General features: G+C 65.7%; 22 protein-coding genes and 2 pseudogenes. 9 read left to right on the forward strand and 15 right to left on the reverse strand.

The genetic code is table 11. The features are described from left to right. Positions 1 to 94: 94 nt before the first annotated feature. The 8 genes and pseudogenes from WKW77_RS05875 to WKW77_RS05910 form a co-directional block, all read right to left on the reverse strand. Positions 95 to 589, reverse strand: coding sequence for a methyltransferase family protein (locus WKW77_RS05875; RefSeq protein WP_340355904.1), 495 nt, complete (start codon positions 587 to 589; stop codon positions 95 to 97). A 205-nt stretch (positions 590 to 794) separates the two neighbouring features. Continuing rightward, positions 795 to 1,232 (reverse strand): arsenic resistance N-acetyltransferase ArsN2, encoded by a 438-nt coding sequence (arsN2, locus tag WKW77_RS05880; RefSeq protein WP_340355905.1) that lies wholly within the window; start codon positions 1,230 to 1,232, stop codon positions 795 to 797. Positions 1,233 to 1,242: 10 nt separating this feature from the next. After that, entirely contained in the window at positions 1,243 to 1,980 is a 738-nt protein-coding gene (gene arsH / locus WKW77_RS05885; RefSeq protein ID WP_340355906.1) for an arsenical resistance protein ArsH, read from the reverse strand. A gap of 11 nt (positions 1,981 to 1,991) precedes the next feature. Next, the gene (gene arsB, locus WKW77_RS05890) at positions 1,992 to 3,068 is read right to left on the reverse strand and encodes an ACR3 family arsenite efflux transporter (protein WP_340356198.1); all 1,077 of its coding nucleotides are present in this window, start codon (positions 3,066 to 3,068) and stop codon (positions 1,992 to 1,994) included. A gap of 7 nt (positions 3,069 to 3,075) precedes the next feature. Further along, complete coding sequence (locus WKW77_RS05895) at positions 3,076 to 3,564, reverse strand: arsenate reductase ArsC (protein WP_340355907.1); 489 nt, start codon at positions 3,562 to 3,564, stop codon at positions 3,076 to 3,078. 8 nt (positions 3,565 to 3,572) lie between these two features. After that, positions 3,573 to 3,707 (reverse strand): annotated as a pseudogene (locus WKW77_RS05900) (arsenate reductase/protein-tyrosine-phosphatase family protein); the annotation flags it as partial. 9 nt (positions 3,708 to 3,716) lie between these two features. Further along, complete coding sequence (locus tag WKW77_RS05905; protein WP_340355908.1) at positions 3,717 to 4,193, reverse strand: ArsI/CadI family heavy metal resistance metalloenzyme; 477 nt, start codon at positions 4,191 to 4,193, stop codon at positions 3,717 to 3,719. 19 nt (positions 4,194 to 4,212) lie between these two features. After that, the gene (locus WKW77_RS05910) at positions 4,213 to 4,536 is read right to left on the reverse strand and encodes an ArsR/SmtB family transcription factor (RefSeq protein ID WP_340355909.1); all 324 of its coding nucleotides are present in this window, start codon (positions 4,534 to 4,536) and stop codon (positions 4,213 to 4,215) included. 84 nt (positions 4,537 to 4,620) lie between these two features. Here WKW77_RS05910 and arsA point away from each other — a divergent pair, with 84 nt between their 5' ends. Further along, a complete protein-coding gene (arsA, locus tag WKW77_RS05915; protein ID WP_340355910.1) occupies positions 4,621 to 6,387 on the forward strand; it encodes an arsenical pump-driving ATPase in 1,767 nt (588 codons plus the stop codon). 269 nt (positions 6,388 to 6,656) lie between these two features. On the opposite strand, the gene WKW77_RS05920 is transcribed toward arsA, so the two are convergent. Together WKW77_RS05920 and WKW77_RS05925 are read right to left on the reverse strand one after the other, a co-directional pair. After that, complete coding sequence (locus WKW77_RS05920; protein ID WP_340355911.1) at positions 6,657 to 6,806, reverse strand: hypothetical protein; 150 nt, start codon at positions 6,804 to 6,806, stop codon at positions 6,657 to 6,659. Positions 6,807 to 6,892: 86 nt separating this feature from the next. Further along, the gene (locus WKW77_RS05925; RefSeq protein ID WP_340355912.1) at positions 6,893 to 7,882 is read right to left on the reverse strand and encodes an AraC family transcriptional regulator; all 990 of its coding nucleotides are present in this window, start codon (positions 7,880 to 7,882) and stop codon (positions 6,893 to 6,895) included. Between the two features lie 112 nt (positions 7,883 to 7,994). Here WKW77_RS05925 and WKW77_RS05930 point away from each other — a divergent pair, with 112 nt between their 5' ends. The 6 genes from WKW77_RS05930 to WKW77_RS05955 all read left to right on the forward strand — a co-directional run bounded on the left by WKW77_RS05930 (position 7,995) and on the right by WKW77_RS05955 (position 12,710). Next, positions 7,995 to 8,393, forward strand: coding sequence for a carboxymuconolactone decarboxylase family protein (locus WKW77_RS05930; RefSeq protein ID WP_340355913.1), 399 nt, complete (start codon positions 7,995 to 7,997; stop codon positions 8,391 to 8,393). A 14-nt stretch (positions 8,394 to 8,407) separates the two neighbouring features. Then, entirely contained in the window at positions 8,408 to 9,472 is a 1,065-nt protein-coding gene (locus tag WKW77_RS05935) for a beta-keto acid cleavage family enzyme (protein ID WP_340355914.1), read from the forward strand. A gap of 31 nt (positions 9,473 to 9,503) precedes the next feature. Beyond that, positions 9,504 to 10,766 carry an MFS transporter gene (locus WKW77_RS05940; protein ID WP_340355915.1) on the forward strand — a complete coding sequence of 421 codons (1,263 nt, stop codon included), beginning with the start codon at positions 9,504 to 9,506 and terminating at the stop codon, positions 10,764 to 10,766. A gap of 26 nt (positions 10,767 to 10,792) precedes the next feature. Then, complete coding sequence (locus WKW77_RS05945; RefSeq protein WP_340355916.1) at positions 10,793 to 11,638, forward strand: SDR family NAD(P)-dependent oxidoreductase; 846 nt, start codon at positions 10,793 to 10,795, stop codon at positions 11,636 to 11,638. 240 nt (positions 11,639 to 11,878) lie between these two features. Then, positions 11,879 to 12,256 carry an ArsR/SmtB family transcription factor gene (locus tag WKW77_RS05950; RefSeq protein WP_340355917.1) on the forward strand — a complete coding sequence of 126 codons (378 nt, stop codon included), beginning with the start codon at positions 11,879 to 11,881 and terminating at the stop codon, positions 12,254 to 12,256. Continuing rightward, positions 12,225 to 12,710: an SRPBCC family protein gene (locus WKW77_RS05955; RefSeq protein ID WP_340355918.1), complete on the forward strand. Its 486-nt coding sequence runs from the start codon at positions 12,225 to 12,227 to the stop codon at positions 12,708 to 12,710. Before WKW77_RS05950 ends, WKW77_RS05955 begins: the two co-directional genes overlap by 32 nt. Positions 12,711 to 12,729: 19 nt before the next feature. Here the strand turns inward: WKW77_RS05955 and WKW77_RS05960 are convergent, their stop codons facing one another. From WKW77_RS05960 to WKW77_RS05975, 4 genes and pseudogenes are all read right to left on the reverse strand, one after another. Continuing rightward, complete coding sequence (locus WKW77_RS05960) at positions 12,730 to 13,485, reverse strand: fumarylacetoacetate hydrolase family protein (protein WP_340355919.1); 756 nt, start codon at positions 13,483 to 13,485, stop codon at positions 12,730 to 12,732. Beyond that, positions 13,482 to 14,459: a Bug family tripartite tricarboxylate transporter substrate binding protein gene (locus WKW77_RS05965; protein ID WP_340355920.1), complete on the reverse strand. Its 978-nt coding sequence runs from the start codon at positions 14,457 to 14,459 to the stop codon at positions 13,482 to 13,484. Before WKW77_RS05965 ends, WKW77_RS05960 begins: the two co-directional genes overlap by 4 nt. A 301-nt stretch (positions 14,460 to 14,760) precedes the next feature. Next, positions 14,761 to 15,811 (reverse strand): annotated as a pseudogene (locus WKW77_RS05970) (IS110 family RNA-guided transposase). A gap of 167 nt (positions 15,812 to 15,978) precedes the next feature. After that, a complete protein-coding gene (locus WKW77_RS05975) occupies positions 15,979 to 17,220 on the reverse strand; it encodes a pyridoxal-phosphate-dependent aminotransferase family protein (protein WP_340355921.1) in 1,242 nt (413 codons plus the stop codon). Between the two features lie 124 nt (positions 17,221 to 17,344). Here WKW77_RS05975 and WKW77_RS05980 point away from each other — a divergent pair, with 124 nt between their 5' ends. Both WKW77_RS05980 and WKW77_RS05985 read left to right on the forward strand, forming a co-directional pair. Further along, positions 17,345 to 18,040, forward strand: a complete 696-nt coding sequence (locus WKW77_RS05980) for a GntR family transcriptional regulator (RefSeq protein ID WP_340355922.1) — start codon at positions 17,345 to 17,347, stop codon at positions 18,038 to 18,040. An 11-nt stretch (positions 18,041 to 18,051) separates the two neighbouring features. Then, a complete protein-coding gene (locus WKW77_RS05985) occupies positions 18,052 to 21,093 on the forward strand; it encodes an FAD-binding and (Fe-S)-binding domain-containing protein (RefSeq protein ID WP_340355923.1) in 3,042 nt (1,013 codons plus the stop codon). Here WKW77_RS05985 and WKW77_RS05990 read toward each other — a convergent pair. Further along, positions 21,090 to 21,677, reverse strand: coding sequence for a DUF3237 domain-containing protein (locus WKW77_RS05990; RefSeq protein ID WP_340355924.1), 588 nt, complete (start codon positions 21,675 to 21,677; stop codon positions 21,090 to 21,092). The two genes, WKW77_RS05985 and WKW77_RS05990, sit on opposite strands and share 4 nt — an antisense overlap. Positions 21,678 to 21,977 lie beyond the last annotated feature (300 nt).

A 21,977-nucleotide genomic window follows, 5' to 3' on the forward strand; every position in this document is an offset into this window, starting at 1 on the left:
CCGTTCCACACGTCACAATGCCATTGCATTGTGCGAAACGCGTTGTGTTTGGCGAAACGCGAGTTGGAGCCTGCGGAGTGTCAGGCGTCGGAGCCTACCCGCGCCATGGGGTGATGCGCGGCAACCATCGCCTCACGTTCGCCCGGTAGCGCTTGTACTCGTCGCCGAACTGCTCGCTCAGCGCAGGCTCTTCGTAGGCGACAACGAACAAGAAGAATCCGCCCCACACGATCGCGCCGTACTCCAGCACCGTGACGCTTCCGAACAGGAGTCCCTGCCCGGTGATCAACGCCGTGACTGCGACGTACATCGGATTGCGGACGTAGAGATAGAGCCCGGTGACGACGAGGCGCTTGGGAGGCATCACGGGCGCCGGCGTGCCGAGGCCCTGCAACGCGAAGCGAGCGAACGAATCGAGCAAGATGGGCAAGCCGGCGACGATCAGGGCGGCGCCGAGCACGCGCGCGATCGGGAATAGCGGAGGAGAGAAGTCCCAGTGCGTGAGGTACCAAGGGACGTACGCGGCGAGCGTGCCCGGAGCAATGACCAGGAAGATCGCGGAACCGATGATTGCGGCGTCGCGCTGCACGATGGGAGCATACCTTGACGCCCCGGCGAGCGCGAGCCGGCTTGAACGAACCGGCCGCGGATTCAGCCGATATGGTCAAGGCAAGGTCGCATCGCGGCCAGGCGCTGCCCGTTGCGGTCAACGCAGGATTCGTTCCTGACCGGTCATTCGTCTCAACCGTCCGCACAACTCGGTCAGAACGTGGCCCGTTCGGAGATTCAAGTCCTTAGACCTCTCGTGACATGAACGCTGCAGAGCTGGGACACACGCCCTGGAACTCGGCCGAAGCTTCAAGTTCTGCTGGTGCCTGGCGTCGAGCTACGGTCGAGAATCCCATCTTCGAGAAGTAGTTCGTTGCGGTCGTTGTGAGCAGGTACAGCTTTTTGACGCCGCGCCGACGCGCTTCTGAATGGATGGCCTCAACCAGGGCATGGCCGATACCCCGCCCTCGAACGGCGGGCGATACCGCGACCGAGCGTAGCAGCGCTGTGTCGGCATATGCCTCGAGGCCAGCGGTGCCCACCACGACACCATCGACAACTGCGAGCAAGAACCCACTCAGGTGCTCCTGTGCTCCGTCCAGCGGAAGCGCGCAGACCCGCAACAACTCTGCCACGGCAGCCCAGTCCGACTCTTTCGCTGGTCGAATAACGATGTCGGACATGGTGCTCGGTTCAGATGGACTTCTGGTTGACTCTCTTCGAGAGCTCGGAGGCGCTTTCCTTGCGCTCGCTGTATCGGTCGACCAGGTAACTGCTGACATCGCGGGTCAGCAGCGTGAACTTGAAGAGCTCCTCCATCACGTCGACGATGCGGTCGTAGTAGCTGGAGGGTTTCATCCGGCCGGCCTCGTCGAATTCCAGGAACGCCTTGGCGACCGACGACTGGTTGGGGATGGTCACCATGCGCATCCATCGCCCGAGCACACGCATCTGGTTCACGGCATTGAAGGATTGCGAGCCGCCCGAGACCTGCATCACGGCCAGTGTCTTGCCCTGGGTGGGACGAACGGCGCCCAAGGCCAGTGGAATCCAGTCAATCTGCGCCTTCATGATGCCGGTCATCGCGCCGTGCCGCTCCGGTGAGGTCCAGACCATTCCCTCGGCCCACCGTGCGAGCTCACGCAACTCTCGAACCTTGGGGTGACTGTCCGGCTCACTGTCTGGCAGCGGCAAGCCGGCGGGGTCAAAAATCTTGACCTCACCTCCCATCGCTTCCAGCAGCCGGGCCGCCTCGAAGGTGACCAGACGGCTGTAAGAGCGCTCCCGCAGGGAGCCGTAGAGCATCAAGAAGCGCGGCTTGTGCTGCGAGGGTTCACGCACGCTCAAGCGTTCGGGCGTCGGCGGGTCGAACAGTTCGGCATCGAGAGCCGGGAAGGACGCGGGCGTTCTGAGCGGGGTAGCGTCGGACATATTGCTCTGTCTCAGGAGGTAGCTTGGCCGGCGTCGTACCAGCCTCGGGTACGGTTCACCACTGCAACGACCGCGAGCATCACGGGCACCTCGATGAGAACGCCCACCACGGTGGCCAGCGCGGCGCCGGACTGGAAGCCAAACAGGCTGATGGCGGTGGCCACGGCCAGCTCGAAGAAGTTGCTTGCGCCAATCAAGGCGGAGGGCCCGGCCACGCAGTGCTTCACGCCGAGTTTGCGGTTGAGCAGGTAGGCAAGACCCGAGTTGAAAACCACCTGGATGAGGATTGGCACGGCCAGCAGCGCGATGACCAATGGCTGGTTCAGGATGGCTTCTCCCTGGAACGCGAACAGCAGGACCAGCGTCAGCAGCAGTGCCGAAATGGAGAGCGGGCCCAGCTTGGCAGTCACGGCCTGAAAGTGCCCGACCCCTCGACGCAGAAGCGCTTTGCGCCAGAGCTGCGAGAGGATGACCGGCACGACGATATAGAGGCCTACCGAGACAAGCAGGGTGTCCCACGGAACGGTGATGGAGGAAAGGCCCAGCAGCAGCGCGACGATCGGCGCGAAGGCAACCACCATGATGGCGTCGTTCAAGGCCACCTGGGACAACGTGAAGTAGGGGTCGCCCTTGCAGAGCTGGCTCCACACGAAGACCATCGCAGTGCATGGAGCCGCTGCGAGCAGGATGAGCCCCGCCACATAGCTGTCGAGCTGTTCGGCAGGAAGGTACGGCGCAAAGACGTGGCGAATGAAGAACCAGCCCAATAGCGCCATCGAGAATGGCTTGACCGCCCAGTTGATGAACAGCGTGACGCCGATGCCGCGCCAATGAGAAGTGACCTGCCCGAGGGCACCAAAGTCAATCTTCAGCAGCATCGGAATGATCATCACCCAGATGAGAAAACCCACCGGAAGGTTCACCTTGGCCACTTCGAAGCTGGCCACTGCCTTCGAGAAGCCCGGCACCACTTGGCCCAGGGCAACGCCGACGACGATGCACAGGCCCACCCATACGGTCAGGTAACGCTCGAAGAAGCTGATGGCGGGCCTGGCCGGCGCCGCCGCGGCGATGGTGGATGTCGTCATGGGAGCACTAGTTTTTCGAAATGCGGGTGAGCGCTGCCTGCAGATCGGCGTGCCCAAGGTCGGCCAGCGGCAGCGCCAGGAGTTGCAACATGCGGTAGCCGATGGCCTGGCGCGTGAGTTCGAAGGCGGTCGCCTTGTCGGCCTCCGGTGCGTTCGAGGGGTCCGGGTACCCCCAGTGGACCTTGACCGGGCTGCCCGGCCAATAGGGGCACTGCTCGGCCGCGGCGCTGTCGCACACGGTGATGACGATGTGCATCTCCGGCGCAGCGTCGCCGGTGAACTCGTCCCAGCTCTTGCTTCGATAGCCCCCGGTCTCTATCCCGGCAGTCTGGAGCGCCTCGAGTGCCCGAGGATTGATGCGACCGCTCGGTGCGCTACCTGCGCTGAACGCTCGAACGTCCTTGCCGAGAGCCTTGGCCCAATGGTTGAGCATCCCCTCCGATAGCACGCTGCGTGCCGAGTTGTGGGTGCAGAGGATGAGTACGTTGATGGTCATGACTGGAACCCGTCCGCTCGAATTCGGACCGAGTACGCGTGGAAGCGCCCCTTGCCAAGCTCATTCATGAGCGCTTCGGCAAGGATGGAGCGCGCGGAGTTTCCCGTGCAGATGAACAGCACGTTGCAGGTCCTGTCGGCCAAGATGTTCCTTCAGCAGCAGGAGGCAGGTTTGACGGCCACACCGACAGGCTTGCGGCGAGAAGTGGGCGCGCAACACGCAGACGCCTGCGCTGCTGCTGGCTCCTTGCTACCCTCGCCGAACACCGGAATGCTGTCCAGGGTGTGGAAGTGCTCCCAGGCGATGCCCTGTGGGTCGGTGACCCAGTGCTTCTCGCTGCGCGCGTAGCAGCAACTGGTCTCGCCCTGGTCCAGAAGCGCCATGTCGGCTTCCGTGGCCCGGGCCTTCAACTCGGCGAGTTCTTCGGCGTCGTCGGTCTGGAACCCGAGATGGTCGACACCCGCGGCCTCGCCGCGCGTCGAGATGGCAAAGTTGATGCGCGGGTCTTCGAGCATCCACTTGGCATAGTCCGCCTCGACGCGGGCCGGCTCGGCTGCAAAGAGCTTCGAGTAGAAGGCGATGCTCGCCTTCAGGTCGTTGACGTGCACATGGACGTGGAATCGCTTCATTTGTCGCTCCTTCATGGATTCAGCACTTGCAGGATGTCGCGGCGTCGGCGAGGCACTCTTCGCCTTGGCAGCAGTTTTCGGTGAGGTATCCCAGGACGCCATTCATCCGCTCGAAAGCGGCTCGGTAGATGATGTTCCGGCTGGCTCGTTCCTGGGTCACCAGGCCGGCAGAGGCAAGCTCCTTGAGATGGAACGACAGCGTCGTCGCAGGCACACCCAGAGCCTCCTGCATCACGGCCGGCGTAAGCCCCTGCCGTCCCGTCACCACCAAGGCCCGAAAGACCTGGAGGCGCAGCGGGTGGGCGAGAGCTGCAAGGGATTGAATGACGTCGCGTTCTTCCATTGCGCCATCATACCGGAAAAGTCGTAGTATTGAGGAAGACGGCATTCATGTCGTATCGTGGCTACGCGACCTTCAAGGACAAACATGGACCAGGCCGAACCACCTCTCTCGCTGCTGCGCGACACCCCCCGCTTCCTCTTTTTCACCGGCAAGGGAGGCGTCGGCAAGACTTCCATCGCCTGCGCTTGCGCGTTGGCCCTGTCCGACGGAGGAAAGCGCGTGTTGCTCGTCAGCACCGACCCGGCCTCCAATCTCGATGAAATGCTCGGCGTGGCCCTGTCGGACCAGCCGCGCGAGGTGCCGGATGCTTCGGGGCTTTGGGCCATGAACATCGACCCGGACGCAGCCGCAGAAGCCTACCGTCTTCGCGTCCTCGACAAGATGGCCGAAGGCAGTTCGACACCAGAGCGCGACGCCGTTCGCGAGCAACTCTCTGGGGCCTGCACGACCGAGATTGCGGCCTTCGACGAATTCATCGGCCTGCTGGCGGGGGATGCGACAGGCTACGACCACGTGGTCTTCGATACGGCCCCGACCGGGCACACCTTGCGCCTGCTCAGCCTGCCCAGGGCCTGGACTGGGTTCCTTGAAGGCAACGACCGCGGGGCCTCGTGTCTCGGACCGCACTCGGGCCTGAAGATGCAGGAGGCGCGTTTCCGGGCCGGTCTCGAGGCCCTCTCCGATTTGGACCAGACGTCCATCGTGCTGGTGACGCGCGCCGACAGCGGCGCTCTTCGCGAGGCTGCGCGCACGCATCAGGAACTGCTGCAGCTGGGATTGGCCAACCAGCGCCTGCTTGTCAATGCGGTGTTCCGCGCCACCTTGCCGGACGATGCGGTGGCCCATGCGTTGCAGCACATCGGTGAGAAGGCCCTTGCAGAAATGCCCGATGCCCTGCGAGCCCTGCCGCAAGACCAAGTACCCCTGCGCTCGTTCGACATGGTGGGATTGCCGGCGCTGCGAGCCTTGCTCGCGCCGCGGGCGACCGTCGTGACTGCCGAAGCAACGGTGTCGAAGGTTCCGGAAGACGTTCAAAGACTGCAGGCGCTGACCGATGAGCTCGCAAAGCAGGACCATGGGCTGGTGATGGTGATGGGCAAGGGAGGCGTCGGCAAGACCAGCATCGCCGCGGCACTCGCGGCTGCGCTCGTCCAGCGCGGCAAGTCCGTGCATCTTTCGACCACTGACCCCGCCGCGCATCTCGCCTCGACCCTCGAGGGCCAGATGGCGGGACTCGAAGTGAGCCGCATCGACCCAGTTGCCGAGACCCAGCGATACATCGACAAAATCCTGGCCAGTCGAGGCAAGGACCTGGACGAACAGGGCCGCGCACTCTTGCTCGAAGACTTGCGTTCGCCGTGTACCGAAGAGGTCGCCGTCTTCCACGCCTTCTCGCGGACGGTGGGCGAGGCTCGCAGTGCCTTTGTCGTGCTCGATACAGCCCCCACCGGGCACACCTTGCTGCTCATGGACGCCACCGGGGCATATCACCGGCAGATGGCCCGCGAGTTCGAGGGGAAAGCGGGCAGCCGAATAGTGACCCCGCTGATGCGTCTTCAAGACCCGGACTACACCCGCATCATCATCGTCACCCTGCCCGAAGTCACCCCTGTTTCAGAGGCTGCGGCCCTGCAAGACGACCTTCGGCGTGCCAACATCGAACCGTTTGCCTGGGTCGTCAACCGCAGTCTGATGGCGAGCGGGAGCCGGGACCCTCTCCTGGCCTCGCGGATGGCCGGCGAGGCGAAGCAGTTGGACAGAGTGCGAAACCTTGCTCGAAGGACGTACGTGGTGCCTTGGACTGCGAAACCCTTGACGGGAATTGAGGCTCTGCTTGCGCTTTGCAAGTAAGGCCTCGCAGAGGCGGAGAGACCCAGTTGAGGGACGCGGATCACTGCTTTCTCGAACATCGGACGCCTGCTTTGGGCCCGAACTGCCACGATGGCCGACAGAGCGGATGCTCGGTACTTCGAGGGCGCGGTCGCCGGCGGGCAAGTGGCGGCCTATGACTGGCGAGACGATCACCGGGGAGAGTGGAGGAGGGAGGCCATTTTCGAAGCAGCCGAGTGGGGCGCCTGCTGCAAAATGTGATCGCCATGATGACTGAACCCGCCCAACTATCAGACGAGGATCTGCTCGATCGAGCTCACCAGCTTCGGTTGCTGGCATTGCGCGGGCATTCCGATGCGCGTGGTCCCGCCCACGAGCATGAGCGCGAAGTTCGGCGCCGCTTTGGGAGCGGCACGACCATCGGGGCTCCTTTGGAGCATCCGCCGCGCCGATGGCCGTTCTGGAAGTTCTGGTAGGTGAAGAGGGATTGAAGAATCGTCGAAATCGGGGTTGAGTTGAGGAACGGCTAGGGCTGGTTCACTCTGCTTCGCGCCGCAATCCCGAACTGGTTGCGATGCCAGCGCGAGAACGCGCTTGGCGCAGAGAAGCCGAGCAGGTCCGAAACCTCCGCAAGCGGCCGGGCGCCGTCCTTGAGGTAGCCCCCGAGGAGGTCGCGGCGCACGTTGTCCACCACCGCGCTGAAGGTTGTGCCTTCGGCCGCCAGGCGCCTCGCCAGCGTGCGACGGTCCATCCCCATGTGCTGCGCGACAACCTCGACGCGGCAATGTCCGCGCGGCATCAGCACCACCACGAGCTCGCGCACCCTGGCGGAGTCGCGCGGCCGCTTTCCGGAGGACTGTTCCAGAAGGCGCCGTGCGTAGCGGACCATCACCGGGTCGGCGCCGGGATTGGGCACGTCGAGGTCGGAGGCATTGCACACGATGCCGTCGAACTCGTGCCCGAACTCCACCGCGCGGCCGAACAGGCGCCGATGAACCCGCAGGTCGGCCGGCGCGCGATGCGTGAAACACACGAGGCGCGGTTGCCACCCGGCACCCATGAAGACGCTCAGGACCCGGAAGGTCACGCCGATGACCAACTCGCTCGACTGACGGAACGCGCCGGGTCCGACGCCCATCTCGACGCGGATCGATACGAGATTGCCCACCTGCTCCACACGGACCGACAGGGCCTCGTTGTGCATGTGGATGTGGGTCACCAGCACTTCGAGGGCATCACGCAAGGTCCGCTCGTCACGCACCAGCAGCGCGAGCGGCCCCAGGTTCGACAGCCGGCGCGACTCGGCCATGCGCAGCCCGAACGCCGGCTCGCGCCCGCGCGCGGCCGCGAGTTCCAGCAACTGCCCCACGGACTGCGTGGGAATCATCAGGTCTGGTTCGTCCAGACCGCGGCGCGGCAGGCCGACCTCGGTGGCCAGCGCATAGGGATCCAGGCCACATGACGTGGCGACTTCGGTGAAGCCGGTGAGGCTGGCGCTGCGAACGAGGGCCGTCATCGGGAGATTCCTGTTGACCCGAAATGGTAAGTCGATGCCCCGTTCGGTCAAGTGATTCCGGGCCTTCAGAAGAAGAATCGTGTCACTCCGAACCGATCGTGAAAGCCCCGAAATGACCGACAAAGCAACCATCGCCACACCACTGTGCGACCACCTGCGAGAGGCGAAGCAATGGAATCCCAACTGGGATCCGTTCTACGAACTCGACCCTGCCTGGACCGAGAGATTCATGGACATGGGCCTGTCGCCCATGCGCAGCGGCGTCCTCGATGCCAAGACCATCGAATTCATCGCCATCGCCGTGGACGCCTCTTGCACCCACATGTACGGGCCCGGCGTGCGCCGGCACATCCGCAAGGCGCTCGAACTGGGCGCGACCAAGGAAGAGATCACCGCTGTGCTGCAGTGCGTATCGGTCCTCGGCATTCACACCATGAGCCTGAGCGCACCGATCCTGCTCGAAGAATTCGCAGCGCATGAGCGCAGCACCCCCAACACCCATCAACGCTGAAAAAGGAGACCCTCATGCAATTCCTCGACGATTCCCTGCTGCCCGAGAACCAGCAACCCCTGGTGATCCAGGTCGCGCCCTACGGCCCCGAGTTCCTGCCCGGTGATTCCGACGACATCCCGGTCACCATGGCCGAACAGGTACAAAAGGCGGTCGACTGCTACAACGCCGGAGCCACCGTTCTGCACGTGCACTGCCGCGAAGCCGACGGCAAGGGCAGCAAGCGCCTGTCGATGTTCAACGAGATGCTCGATCGCCTGCGCACCGCGGTGCCGAAGATGGTGCTGCAGGTCGGCGGCTCGATCTCGTTCGCTCCCGAAGGCGAAGGCGTCGAAGCGAAGTGGCTGAACGACGACACGCGCCATATGCTCGCCGAGCTGACCCCGAAGCCCGACCAGGTGACGATCGCGATCAACACCAATCAGATGAACATCTGCGAGCTCCTGACCGCCGACGACGTGGCCGGAACCTCGCTGGCCGACCCGGTATTCCAGGCCGCCTACAGCGAAATGACGATCCCCTCCGGTCCGTCCTTTGTCGCCGAGCACCTCAAGCGCTTGCAGGCCAACGGTATCCAGCCGCACTTCATGCTCGGCGATGTCGGCCAGCTCGAATCGGTCGAGCGGCTGATCCGTCGCGGCGTCTACACAGGCCCGCTGGTGCTGAACTGGGTCGCCATCGGCGGCGGCGCCGACGGCCCGAACCCGCGCAACGTGATGGAGTTCATCAACCGCTGCCCGGAAAACGCTGTGCTGACTGTCGAGAGCCTGATGCGCCATGTGTTGCCGCTGAACACCATGGCCATCGCAATGGGCCTGCATGTACGCGTGGGCATCGAGGACAACCTGTGGGGCCGCAAGGGCGAGCGCATGACCTCTGTCCAGCAGGTCGAGCAGATGGCGCGCATCTCGCGCGAGCTGTACCGCGAGGTCGCTACCGGCGAGCAGGCCAGGCAGATCTACCAGATCGGCACGCAATACAAGAGCGCCGACGAGACGCTGGCTCGCCTCGGCTACGCCCCGAACCGCCGCGCCGGCGAGCGCGGCGAACGCGGCGAGCCGCTGCGCCGCGTCGCCTGAGCGTCGTGCGGGGCAAGTACAGGAGACAACGATGAGCTGGAAAAGCAACCCCCGCGCGGTGCTGATCGCCTTGCTGGTGATCCACATCCTGGCGCACATCGATCGCAACATGGTGCTCGGCTTCTCGCCGCAGATCACGCGCGACCTTGCCCTGAGTAACGCGCAATACGGATTCCTCACGGGTGCCGTATGGGTGCTGAGCTTCGGCGTGATGGCTCTCTTCATGGGGACGCTGGCCGATCGCTTCAGCCGCACCCGGGTGATGGCAGCGGGCATCCTGGTCTGGAGCGCGTGCACCGCCGCCTCCGGTATGGCACACAGCTTCGAGCAGATGGCGCTGGCGCGCTTCTTCGTCGCCAGCGGCGAGGCCGCGCTGGTGCCCGCCGCCGTTTCGCTCCTGGCGGAACTGTTCAGCGCCGAGCGGCGCGGCGGTGCCATGGGCGTGTTCTTCATGGGAATTCCGCTGGGCATCGGGCTGAGCTTCCTGCTGGCCGGCAGCTTTGAAAGTCAGGGCTGGCGGTCCACATTCACCGCCCTCGGTGTGGCGGGCGTGATGGTTGCGCTGCCGTTGGTGCTGCTGCGGGATCACCGCGGCACGAAGGACGAGGCCCCACGTGGCGCGCCGTTCCGCCAGCAGGTGCGCAATGTGTTCGCAGTGCTGCGATCCAGCCGCACCATCCAGGCGGCGATAGCCGGCTTCGTCCTCGCGCACATGGCCTTCGTCGGGCTCGCGTTCATGCAACTGTGGCTGGTTCGCGAGCGCGGATTCGACCCGGGCCAGATCGCCCGGCAAATCGGCGGCCTGCAGATCCTCTTCGGTGTGCTCGGCTCGCTCGTGGGCGGGGTGCTCGGCGACCGTTTCGCGCGCCGGATGGCCGGCGGTCACGCCGGCTTCATGGCCACGCTCGTTGTCCTCTGCGCGCCGCTCATGATCGCCTCGCGCTTCGTGCCGGCAGGTTCGCCGCTGCTCTACGTCGGGCTGTGCGCCAGTTTCTTCCTGCCGCTGGCGCTCTATGGGCCGGCGCTTGCAGTGATACAGGGGCACACCCCGGCGCAGATGCGTTCCACGGTGACCGGGGTGACGATGCTGCTTATCAACGTCGTCGCCATCGCCATCGGCAACCTGGCCGCCGGCGCCGTGAGCGACCGCCTCGCCGCGGGAGGATCGACATCCCCGTTGACGACGGTCCTGTTGGCAACGGATGTCTTCTCCGTCATCGCGGGCGTGTTCTTCATCCTTGCCGCGCGCGGGCCGAAGGTAATGGGCGCCCAGACGCCAATCGCCGCGCATTGATCGACTGAAAAAACGGGCACTTCTCCATGACTACATCCAGCAAACTGGGGCGCCTGGCCGGCAAGGTCGCGCTCATCACCGGCGCGGGTCCGGGTCTCGGCGGCGTCATAGCGCATGGCATGGCGCAACAAGGCGCCAGCATCGTCATCTGCGACATCGATGCCGAAGCGCTGGCCCATACGGCAAGACGGCTTGAGGACCTGGGAAGCGAATGCCTCGCGCTGCGCTGCGATGTCTCCGACAGCGCAGCCGTCGATGCGACGTTCGCACAGGCCGTGGAGCGCTTCGGCACGCTGGACATCCTGGTGAACAATGCGGCGCGCATCCCCACCTCTGCGGCCGAGGAGGCTCGGCGCAATCGTCACTATGCGTACCTGACCACGCCCATGCCGCGCCAGTCGTTGGGCATCGTCTCCTCGCTGAGCGACCACGACTGGCTCAAGTGGTGGGACGTCAACATGCACGGGGTCTTCTACTGCACGCGTGCGGCGCTTCGAATCATGGAGCCGCGCCGCTCAGGCAAGATCGTCAACATCGCATCGGTCGCCGGACTGGGGACGGCGAGTACCCACAGCCCCGGATACTCCGCCACCAAGGCCGGCGTGATCAGCCTGACGAAGACCACGGCTCTCGACGCCGCTGGCGCCAACATCTACGTCAATGCGATCGCCTGCGGCGGCGTACTGACGCCGCCCTTCCAGGACTACCTGGACCGCGCGACGGAAGCGCAGAAGAACACGTTGTTCCAGATGGTGCCGCTCGGGCGCGTCGGTCGTCCCGAAGAGTACGCTTCGCTCGCCGTTTATCTCGCATCCGACGAGCACTACCTTGTCGGACAGGTCATCAGCCCGAACGGGGGCCTGGTGATCTGAACAGGACCGGAAATCCGGCCACCCGTGCGATGCGGCGCCATTTGTTGATAGGGAATCGAAGCCCATGGAATTCCGGGGGCGATGTCACCGGCTGCGAGTGATCGGATTCACCAAGACCTGGCGAGAGAGTTGGACCGGAGGAAATTCGCGTCCATGCAGGGCTTCGCGTTTCGACACCCTGTTCGCTCGCACCAGAAGCCTTCGCTCGACAACTCGGATTGAGCGTCTATACTTATCCAAATGGCTAACCAATGCGTCGACACCGCGACCCTCACGGACATCTTCTATGCCCTGGCAGATCCCACGCGCCGGGACATCGTGAGCCTGCTGGGCCGCGGACCGGAAACGGTCTCGGTGCTCGCCGCGCCGTTCGACATGGCGCTGCCTTCGTTCATGAAGCACCTGTCGGTGCTCGAGCGAAGCGGCGTCATCCGCTCGGACAAGGTTGGCCGTGTGCGCACCTGCGAGCTCGTGCCCGCGTCGTTAAACGATGCGGAGCGCTGGCTGGCCGAGGAGCGTGCGACATGGGAAGCGCGCACCGATCGCATGGTCGCCTTCGTGGAGAAACTTCATCAGGAGAACACCCGTGCCCAAGGAAAACGCAAGCGTCGGCAGTGATCAGGATCTCGTCATCTCGCGCATCGTCCGCGCGCCGCGCAAGGCGTTGTGGCAGGCGTGGTCCGATCCGCGGCTGCTGAAGGAGTGGTGGTGCCCGCGGCCATGGACCACGGAGGTCCGCGCCTTCGACTTGCGCCCCGGCGGGGATTTCCACACCTTCATGCAGGGGCCGGACGGCGGCACCAGCGACAACCCCGGCTGCTTCCTCGAAGTGGTGCCCGAATCGCGCATCGCCTTCACCTCGATGCTCACCGGCGGATGGCGGCCGGCCACGCCGTGGATGGCTTTCTCGGCCGTGATCACCATGGCCGACGAGGCCGAAGGCACCCGCTATGTCGCCACGGTGATGCATCCCGACAAGGCCACGCGCGACCGCCACGACCAAATGGGCTTCTACGAAGGCTGGAACACCTGCATCACGCAGCTCGACGAGTTCGCGCTGACGCTGCGCTGAGGGGCCTTGCCCCGGCGTTTCAGAGCCGCGCTTCGGCCCGTCCGATGCCCGGGAACTCGACGACGACGGTGTCGCCCTTTTGCACAGGGAGTACGCCGACCCATGAGCCCGTGGTGACCACCGTGCCGGACGGCACGGTCGCGCCATCGCGGGTCACGTGCCGCAGCCAGACCGGCAGCAGCCACGCGGGGTCGCCCATCGGATGCGTACCTCGGCGCAGATCGGGGGGGTTGCCGCCGATGCGCGTCTCGCACGTCTGCGCCATCCAGTCGCGCGCGGAATAGGGCGCCCATGTGCCCAGCGCCAGCGCGCCGTGCGACTGCTGGTCGGCGAGCCGGAGCAGGGGCGTGGCCTGTGTCGGGTCCTTCCAACGCGAATCGACGATCTCGATCGAGACGGTCATCGCGTCGATCAAGTCCGCGGCGCTCTCGGGCGTGAGCGTCGCAGCGCGTTCTGGCGTCACGGCGTCGCCCAGACGCAGTGCGATCTCGGATTCGATGCCAGGCGCATGGAAGTGCATGTCGCCGTAGTTCGCAGGGCTGGTGCGCACACCGGCGGGCGGCAAGGGGGCGTGCGTCAGCACCGCATCGCGCGAAGGCCCGCCGGATTTCCAGTGGCCCGGTACGGCCGCGCCGAACCAGCCCATCGCCTGTGCCACGCGGTCCTGCACGGCATAGGCTTGTGCCGCGTCGACGACGCTGCCTGTCCACGCCGATGGGTCCAGCGCGCGGTGCTCGCGCCAGGCCGATGCGAGCGATGCCGCGAGGTCCGTCATGCGTCCACCTTCACCTTGCCGTCCCTGACGACGCGTGCCCATTTGTCGATCTCGGTCGAGATGAACCTGGCGAACTTGTCGCGCGAGCCGCCGCCGTCTTCGGCGCCATAGGCATCGAGCCGCTCCTGCACGTCGGGCATGGCCAGCACCGTGTTGACGTCGCGGTTGATCTTGTCGGCGATGGCCGTCGGCAGCTTGCCCGGGCCCGCGAGCCCGTACCAGGTGGTGGCTTCGAAGCCGTCGAAGCCTTGCTCCTGCATGGTCGGAATGGTCGGATGGCCCTTGGCGCGCTTGGTCCGGGTCTGGGCCACGCCGATCACCTTGCCGCTCTTCACATGCGGCGTGGCGGCCGTCATGGTTTCAAAGCTGTACTGGATCTGGCCGCCCATCAGATCGGTCAGCAAGGGACCGCTGCCCTTGTAGGGCACATGCATCGCATCGACCTTGGCCTGCAGCTTGAACATCTCCAGCGCCAGGTGCTGCGCAGAGCCGGAGCCGGCCGAGCCGAAGCTCACCTTGCCGGGCTCCGCAGCGCACAGGGCGGTGATGTCCTTGACCGTCAGGGCCTTCTGCGTCGGGCTCGCGATCAGCAGATTGGGCGTCACGCCGACCAGCACGATCGGCACGAAGTCGCGCTCCACGCTGTAGCGCAGCTTGGGCTGCAGGCTTGGCGCGAGGGCGTGGCTGTTGATGTGCGCCATCAGGAGCGTGCTGCCGTCGCTCGGCTGCGTTGCGACGTACTCGGCCGCCAGCACGCCGGCCACGCCGCCCTTGTTCTCGACGATCACGGTCTGGTTCCACATCACGGACAGCTTCTGCGCGACCACGCGGGCCAGTGCATCGGTGCCGCCGCCCGGCGGAAAACCCACCACGATGCGCACGGGGCCGGAGGGCCAGTCCTGCGCGAACACGCCGGGTACGCCGAGGGTGGCCGCAGCCGCGCCGGCGGCCTGGATGAACGAACGTCGTTGCATGTTGTCTTATATGGACGCCTCCCGTGTGGCAAGCGAGTTCTTGAAGTTCAGACTGGGCGGTAATGACTGCGGTCTTATATCCGGCCTGTATGTGCAGATCGGACCGAAGTCCGCCGCTGGCCTTGATGGTCATGCGCGAGGCCGGTGCTCATCTCCGTTGCGGGCTTCGCTCAACGCTTGCCCGAGACAACATGCAGCTTTACCCGACCCGCGGTCCGACCGCTCCACCATCACTTCATCGACTCGACTCACGCACTCTTTGCGGCATCCACTCCTATGGTTGTTGTCTCTGGTTGTTGACTTAAGCTGCCTGCGCTCGCACGCCGCAACCACGTGGTGGAGTGCTCTTCCACTCCGATTGGTACGCCCGCCCGTGCGCCAGGAGCGCCCAGACCGTGCGAGCCATCTTGTTGGCCAACGCCACCACCGCCACATTCAGCGGCCGGCGTCGCAGCAATTCTTCGAGCCATGCGGGCATGGCCTTGGCGTGCGCAATCACTGCCCGCGCGCCATGGATGAGCAATGTCCGCAGGTAAGGGTCGCCGCGCTTACTCAGATGGCCCACGCGGGTCTTGCCGCCCGTGCCGCTATGCGCAGGCACTAGCCCCAGGCTGGCTGCGAACTCTCGCCCCGAGCGCCAGCCGCTCGCGTCTCCCAGCGTGGCGGCCAGCGCCGACGCACCGAGCACGCCGATGCCGGGCACCTCACGCAGCGTGCGCGCCGTGCCGATCTGGCGTTGCTGCTGGGCGATCTCGGCTTCGAGCTGATCGATGCTGCGCTCTACCGCCTTGAGCGCTTCGAGTTGCAGCTCGACCAGTCGACGCATCAACTGCGGTAGTTGGTCGTCGATCTCGGCGCGCCTGGTACTCATCGTCTTCAGTCCGGCCTTCTTGCCGCCCGGCAGCACGACACCGAACTCGTACAACAAGCTTCTGAGCATGTTGATCGTGGCCGTGCGCACGCTCACCCAGTGCGAACGCGCCCGGTGCAGCGACATCACCGTCTGCTGCTCGACGGTCTTCAGCGGTGCACGAACGGATGTCCGACTGCTGCGCCGCCAGCCAGATCGCACGCGCATCGGCCGCGTCATCCTTGTTGCTGCGTACAAACGCGCGCACCTGCCTGGCCGGCAGCAATTCCACCTGGTGGCCAAGACCGCCCAGCACGCGCGCCCAGTGGTGCGCACTGCCGCACGCCTCCATCGCCACGCGCGCTGGCTGCCGCTGTGCGAAGAACTCGCTCAGCCTGGCTCGAGCGAGCTTCTTGCGCCCGATCTCGCCCGTCTCGCCATCAACCCAATGAAGTTGCATCACGTTCTTTGCAATGTCCAAGCCATACGTCGTACGATCCATTTCGGGGCCTCCGTCTGTAAGTGGGTAGATCGAACTTCCACTTTGGCACTCGATGCCGTCGACTGCGAGGCCCCCCTTTTCATCACCTGCACCTCCACCACTCGCAATCGATCAGTGAGGGGGAGGCGTCCATACCATCTCCGATTCTTGAATGAACGCGTGGGTGTTCAGGCGGCCTTCTGCAGCGCGGCCGGCGCGGCATGGGCGGCGAAATGGTCCATCGTGGCCTGCACGCCGCTGCCGGCGAGCCTCACGCCGGCGAGCTTCAGGCCCATCTCGACACCGGCGACCATCGCGACCAGCGTCAGGTCGTTGCTGTCGCCGAGGTGGCCCATGCGGAACATGCGGCCCTTGAGCTTGCCGAGCCCCGTGCCCAGCGACAGATCGAAGCGCTGGTGGATGAGCCGGCGCACCGCATCGGCGTCGACACCTTCCGGCGTGATCACGCCCGTCAGCACCGGCGAGTACACCGCAGGGTCCGCGCACTGGATCGGCAGGCCCCAGGCATTCACCGCGGCGCGCACGCCGGCTGCCCAACGCTGATGGCGCGCGAAGACGTTGTCCAGGCCCTCGCCGAGGAGCATGTCCAGCGCCTCCGAGAGGCCGTAGAGCAGGTTGGTGTTGGGCGTGTAGGGCCAGTAGCCGTCCTTGTTCATCTCGACGATCTCGTCCCAGGCCCAGAACGAGCGCGGCAGGCCGGCGCTCTTCGACGCTTCGAGCGCGCGCGGCGAAAGGGCGTTGAAGCTGATGCCCGGCGGCAGCATCAGGCCCTTCTGCGAGCCGCTGACGGTGACGTCCACGCCCCATTCGTCGTGGCGGTAGTCGGCGCTCGCGAGGCCCGAGATGCTGTCGACCATCAGCAGCGCGGGGTGGCCGGCCGCATCGATGGCGCGGCGCACGGCGGCGATGTCGGAGGTGACGCCGGTCGACGTCTCGTTGTGCACGACGCACACTGCCTTGATCTTCTTTTCCGTGTCCTTGCGCAGGCGCGCTTCGATCAGGTCCGCCTGCACGCCGCGTCGCCAGCCGGGCGCCTGCGGCAGATGTTCGTCCGTGCCGCTGTACGCCAGGAACTCCGTCGAGATTCCCAGCCGGGTGGCCATCTTCTGCCACAGCGATGCGAAGTGGCCGGTTTCGTACATCAGCACGTGGTCGCCGGGGCCGAGCGTGTTCGACAGCGCGGCCTCCCAGGCGCCGGTGCCCGAAGCCGGGTAGATCACGACGGGGTGCTGCGTCTTGAAGATCTTCCGGATGCCCGCGAGCACCTGGCGGCCGAGCGCGCCGAACTCGGGTCCGCGATGGTCGATGGTGGGCAGGCTCATCGCGCGCAGGATGCGGTCGGGCACCGGGCTCGGACCGGGGATCTGCAGGAAGTGCCTGCCGGTGGGATGGGAGTCGAGTTGAAGCATGGAACCGTCCTTTCTTTTTCAGTTTTGCATTCAAAACGCAAATCCTGCTGATGGTTATCACCTAGACGTGTGGCTTGAGACAGCCTGAATTTGCATTCAAAATGCAACTCAAGGAAGTGAACCCATGGCGGAAGTGATTGAAATCTCGCGTCTCGCGCTGCATGACCAGGTGGCGTCTCGGCTGCGCACGATGCTCATCGAAGGCCAGATCGCGCCCGGCGCCAAGCTCAACGAGCGCGAGTTGTGCGAGCAGCTGCGCGTCTCGCGCACGCCGCTGCGCGAGGCGATCAAGCTGCTGGCGGCGGAAGGCCTGGTCGACCTGCTGCCCAACCGCGGCGCGGTGGCCGTCAAGCTGACGGAGGCCGACGTGCTCAACACCTTCGAGCTGCTCTCGATGCTCGAAGCCATGTCCGGCGAGCTGGCGGCGCAGCGCATCACCGACGAGGAGCTGGCCGAACTGCGTGCGCTGCACTACGAGATGCTGGCCTGCTTCGCCCGGCGCGACCTGTCCGGCTATTACCGCATCAACGCGCGAATCCACGCGGCGATCAACGACGCGGCCAAGAACCCGCTGCTGACGAGCACCTACCGTTCGGTCAACGCGCGCGTGCAGTCGCTGCGCTTTCGCACCAACCAGGACGAAGCGAAGTGGGCGGACGCGGTCGCCGAACACGGACGGATGATCGAAGCCCTCGATGCGCGCGACCCCGCCGCGATGCGCCAGGTGCTGATCGAGCACCTGAACCGCAAGCGCGACACCGTGCTGGCGCTGCTGCGCGCCGGCGAGATCTATCCACGGCCCAGCGCGGCCAAGACCTGAAGCCTCATCCCATGCGCATCGAGCCCGCGAGTCGTCTCCAGCCAGCCGGTACGGTTCTTCCCCCCAACGAAACCTGCGAGGCGCTCGCAAGGCGACTTGCGGCCGAGACACAGGGCGAGGTGCTCTTCGACGACGCGTCGCGCGGCCGCTATGCGACCGATGCGTCCATCTACCAGATCATGCCGGCCGGCGTGCTGGTGCCGAAGACCGAGCGCGACATCGCGACGGCCATCGACATCGCGCGCGACCTCAAGGTGCCGGTGCTGGCGCGCGGCGGCGGCACCAGCCAGTGCGGCCAGACCACGGGCGCGGCGCTGGTCATCGACAACAGCAAGCACTTCCGGCGCGTGCTGGACCTCGACCTCGAACGCCGCACCGTCACGGTCGAGCCGGGCATCGTGCTCGATCACCTCAACGCGCAGCTCAAGCCGCACGGGCTCTGGTATCCGGTCGACGTGTCGACCAGTGCGCAGGCCACGCTCGGCGGCATGGCGGGCAACAACTCCTGCGGCTCGCGCTCCATCGCGTACGGCAACATGGTGCACAACGTGGCCGGCGCGAGTGCATGGCTGTCCGATGGCGAACGGGTCGACTTCGGACCGGTGTCGGGATTGAGCGCACGGGCGAGCGACATCGCGCTGCACGTAAAGCAACTGGCGGTGCAGCATTGCAGCGAGATCCAGGCCCACTGGCCCAAGGTGCTGCGCCGTGTCGCGGGCTACAACCTCGACATCTTCGACAACCAGAGCGAGAAGCCCTACACCACAGACGGCAGCGTCAACCTGGCGCACCTGCTGATCGGCTCGGAAGGGACGCTCGCCTACACGCGCAACCTCACGCTCAAGCTTGCCGAACTGCCGCGCGCCAAGGTGCTCGGCATCGTCAACTTCCCGAGCTTCCATGCGGCGATGGATTCGGCGCAGCACATCGTGAAGCTCGGTCCCTCGGCGGTCGAGCTGGTCGACCGCACGATGATCGAGCTGAGCCTCGCCAACCCGGCCTTCAGGCCGACGGTCGAGACGGCGCTGATCGGCCGGCCCGCGGCGATCCTGCTGGTCGAGTTCTCGGGCGGCGACAAGGCGTCGCTGCTGCCGAAGCTGAAGGACCTGGTCGACCTGATGGGCGAGCTCGGCCTGCCGGGCAGCGTGGTCGAGATGCAGGGCGACGCGCCGCAGAAGAACCTCTGGGAAGTACGCAAGGCCGGCCTCAACATCATGATGAGCCTCAAGGGCGACGGCAAGCCGGTGAGCTTCATCGAGGATTGCGCGGTGCCGCTCGAACACCTGGCGGAATACACCGACGGTCTCACCGAAGTCTTTGCGAAGCACGGCAGCCGGGGCACCTGGTACGCGCACGCGTCCGTGGGCACGCTGCACGTGCGCCCGATCCTGGACATGCGCACCGACGGCGCGGCCAAGATGCGTGCCATCGCAGAGGAGGCGAGCGCGCTCGTGCGCAAGTACAAGGGCGCGTTCAGTGGCGAGCACGGCGATGGCCTGTGCCGGGGCGAGTGGATCGAATGGCAGTTCGGTGCTGCGCTCAACGAAGCCTTTCGCGCCATCAAGCAGAAGCTCGATCCGGTCAATCTCTTCAATCCCGGCAAGATCATCGATCCGCCGAAGATGGATGATGGCGCGCTGTTCCGCTTCGCGCCGGAGACCGCGCCCAGGCCCTATCGGCGCATCCCGCTCACGCCCGTGCTCGACTGGTCCGCATGGAACGTGCAGGCCGATCCGGTGACCGAGGTGACCACGGCGCCGGGCACCGGCGGCGATGTCACGGGCGGCTTCGCCAAAGCCGTGGAGATGTGCAACAACAACGGCCACTGCCGCAAGTTCGACGCCGGCACGATGTGTCCAAGCTACCGCGTGACGCGCGACGAGCAGCACCTCACGCGGGGCCGTGCCAACACGCTGCGGCTCGCGATCTCGGGCCAGCTCGGCCCCGACGCCTTCACCAGCCAGGCGATGCACGAGACGATGGACCTGTGCGTCGGCTGCAAGGGCTGCAAGCGCGACTGCCCGACGGGCGTCGACATGGCGAAGATGAAGATCGAGTTCCTGTCCCACTACAAGGCGAAGCACGGGCACTCGCTCAAGGACAAGCTCATCGCCCGCTTGCCGGACTACGCGCATGCGGCCAGCCGCGTGCCATGGCTCTTCAACCTGCGCAACACGGTGCCGGGCGCGCGCTGGCTCGGCGAGAAGGTGCTGGGGCTTTCGGCGAAGCGCTCGCTGCCCGAATGGCGAAGCGACACCTTCTGGCGCGCCGGCGATGCTTCGATGTTCGCGGGTCGCGACGAGGTCATCGCCGCGGCGCGCGAAGGGCGCAAGGCGGCGGTGCTGTTCGTCGATACCTTCAACGGCCACTTCGAGAGCGAGAACGCGCTGGCGGCCGCACGCGTGCTCAAGGCCGCCGGCTATGCGCTTCACACGGTGCAAAAGGACGGCGGCCACCATTGCTGCGGCCGCACCTACCTCGCGAGCGGCATGGTGGACGAGGCCAAGGCCAAGGCCGGCGCGCTGATCGACGCGCTGTTGCCGCTGGCAGAAGCGGGCATCGCGATCGTGGGGCTCGAGCCCTCGTGCCTGCTGACGCTGCGCGACGAGACGCTGGTCATGGGCCTGGGCACGAAGGCGGAGACGGTCGCGGGCCAGGCGCTGCTGTTCGAGGAGTTCATCGCGCGCGAAGTGAAGGCGGGCCGCTTCCAGCTGGCGCTGAGGGCGATCGACAAGCCGATCCTGCTGCACGGCCATTGCCACCAGAAGGCGTTCGGTGCGGTCAGCCCGATCCTCGATGTTTTGAACCTGATCCCCGGCGCCAGGCCGGAGCTGATCGAGAGTTCATGCTGCGGCATGGCGGGAAGCTTCGGCTACGAGGCCTCGCACTACGAGGTCTCGATGCAGATGGCGGAAGCCAGCCTGCTGCCCGCGGTGCGCAAGAGCCCCGACGCCATCGTCGTGGCCGACGGCACGAGCTGCCGCCACCAGATCGCCGACGGCGCGCAGCGCGAGGCCATCCACGTCGCGCAGCTGCTCGCGGCCCAACTCTAGAGAACGCGGAAGGCCCGGATGACCACCGCAGCGCGTTGCGGGCGCAGGCTGTTGAGGGTGCCGACGTACACGAAGTCGTTGAGCCAGCCGTAGCGGCCTTCGGGCGCGGTCAGTTCGATGTTCGAGAAGACGTACGCCGGCGCATCCTTGGGCCGACGCGAGAGCACGCGGTTGCGCACGGAGATGGTCACGCCGTCGTCCGTCTGCAGTTCGTAGATGGCATCGAGCGCGACCGAGCCGTCGCGGCGTACCAGTTGCCTGTCCGCGCCGCCGGGCACCACGATGCCGCGCAGGCCCGGTCCCTCGAAGGTCCCGCCGGTGATCGGAACCATGCGGCGTTCGCCGAAGGGCGACATGCCCAGCTGCACGGTCGGCGCGAGGTCGACGACCGATTCGTAGACGAACTCCGTCCTCGGCACGTTCATCGGGATGGTGCCGGTGGTGGCGGTCGAAGGCAGTGCGGGCGCAGGCGCATCTGCCGCATGCGCCGCAGCGGCAGACGCGCCCGCGGCCACACCCGCGAACAGAACGCGTCGGCGCGAGGGGTTCCAGGTTGATGAGCCGAGATCGATGGTGGGCGGCATGGTCGTTGTCTCCTTGAGGTTGTGGTGACGATTATGGTTATGTCGGATAACCGAGTACTCCTGTACACTGCTGCCTCATGTCGTGCCATCCGCTTCAAACCGCCATCAGCACCGCCCCCATGGGCCGCATGATGCCGTCCGCCTTCGCGCGGGCAGTGCGGGCAATGGATGCACGAATGATTACCACCATTACCACCGCGGCCACCTGAGCACGCGCAGGTGGCCGTTCCGGCAGCCACCTGGTGTCTCTCTTCTCCCGAATGAATGAAACCCAGCTCTGGCAGCTGGGTTTTTTCGTTC

The organism is Variovorax ureilyticus (assembly GCF_037889935.1).
GTDB classification, from domain to species: domain Bacteria; phylum Pseudomonadota; class Gammaproteobacteria; order Burkholderiales; family Burkholderiaceae_C; genus Variovorax; species Variovorax ureilyticus.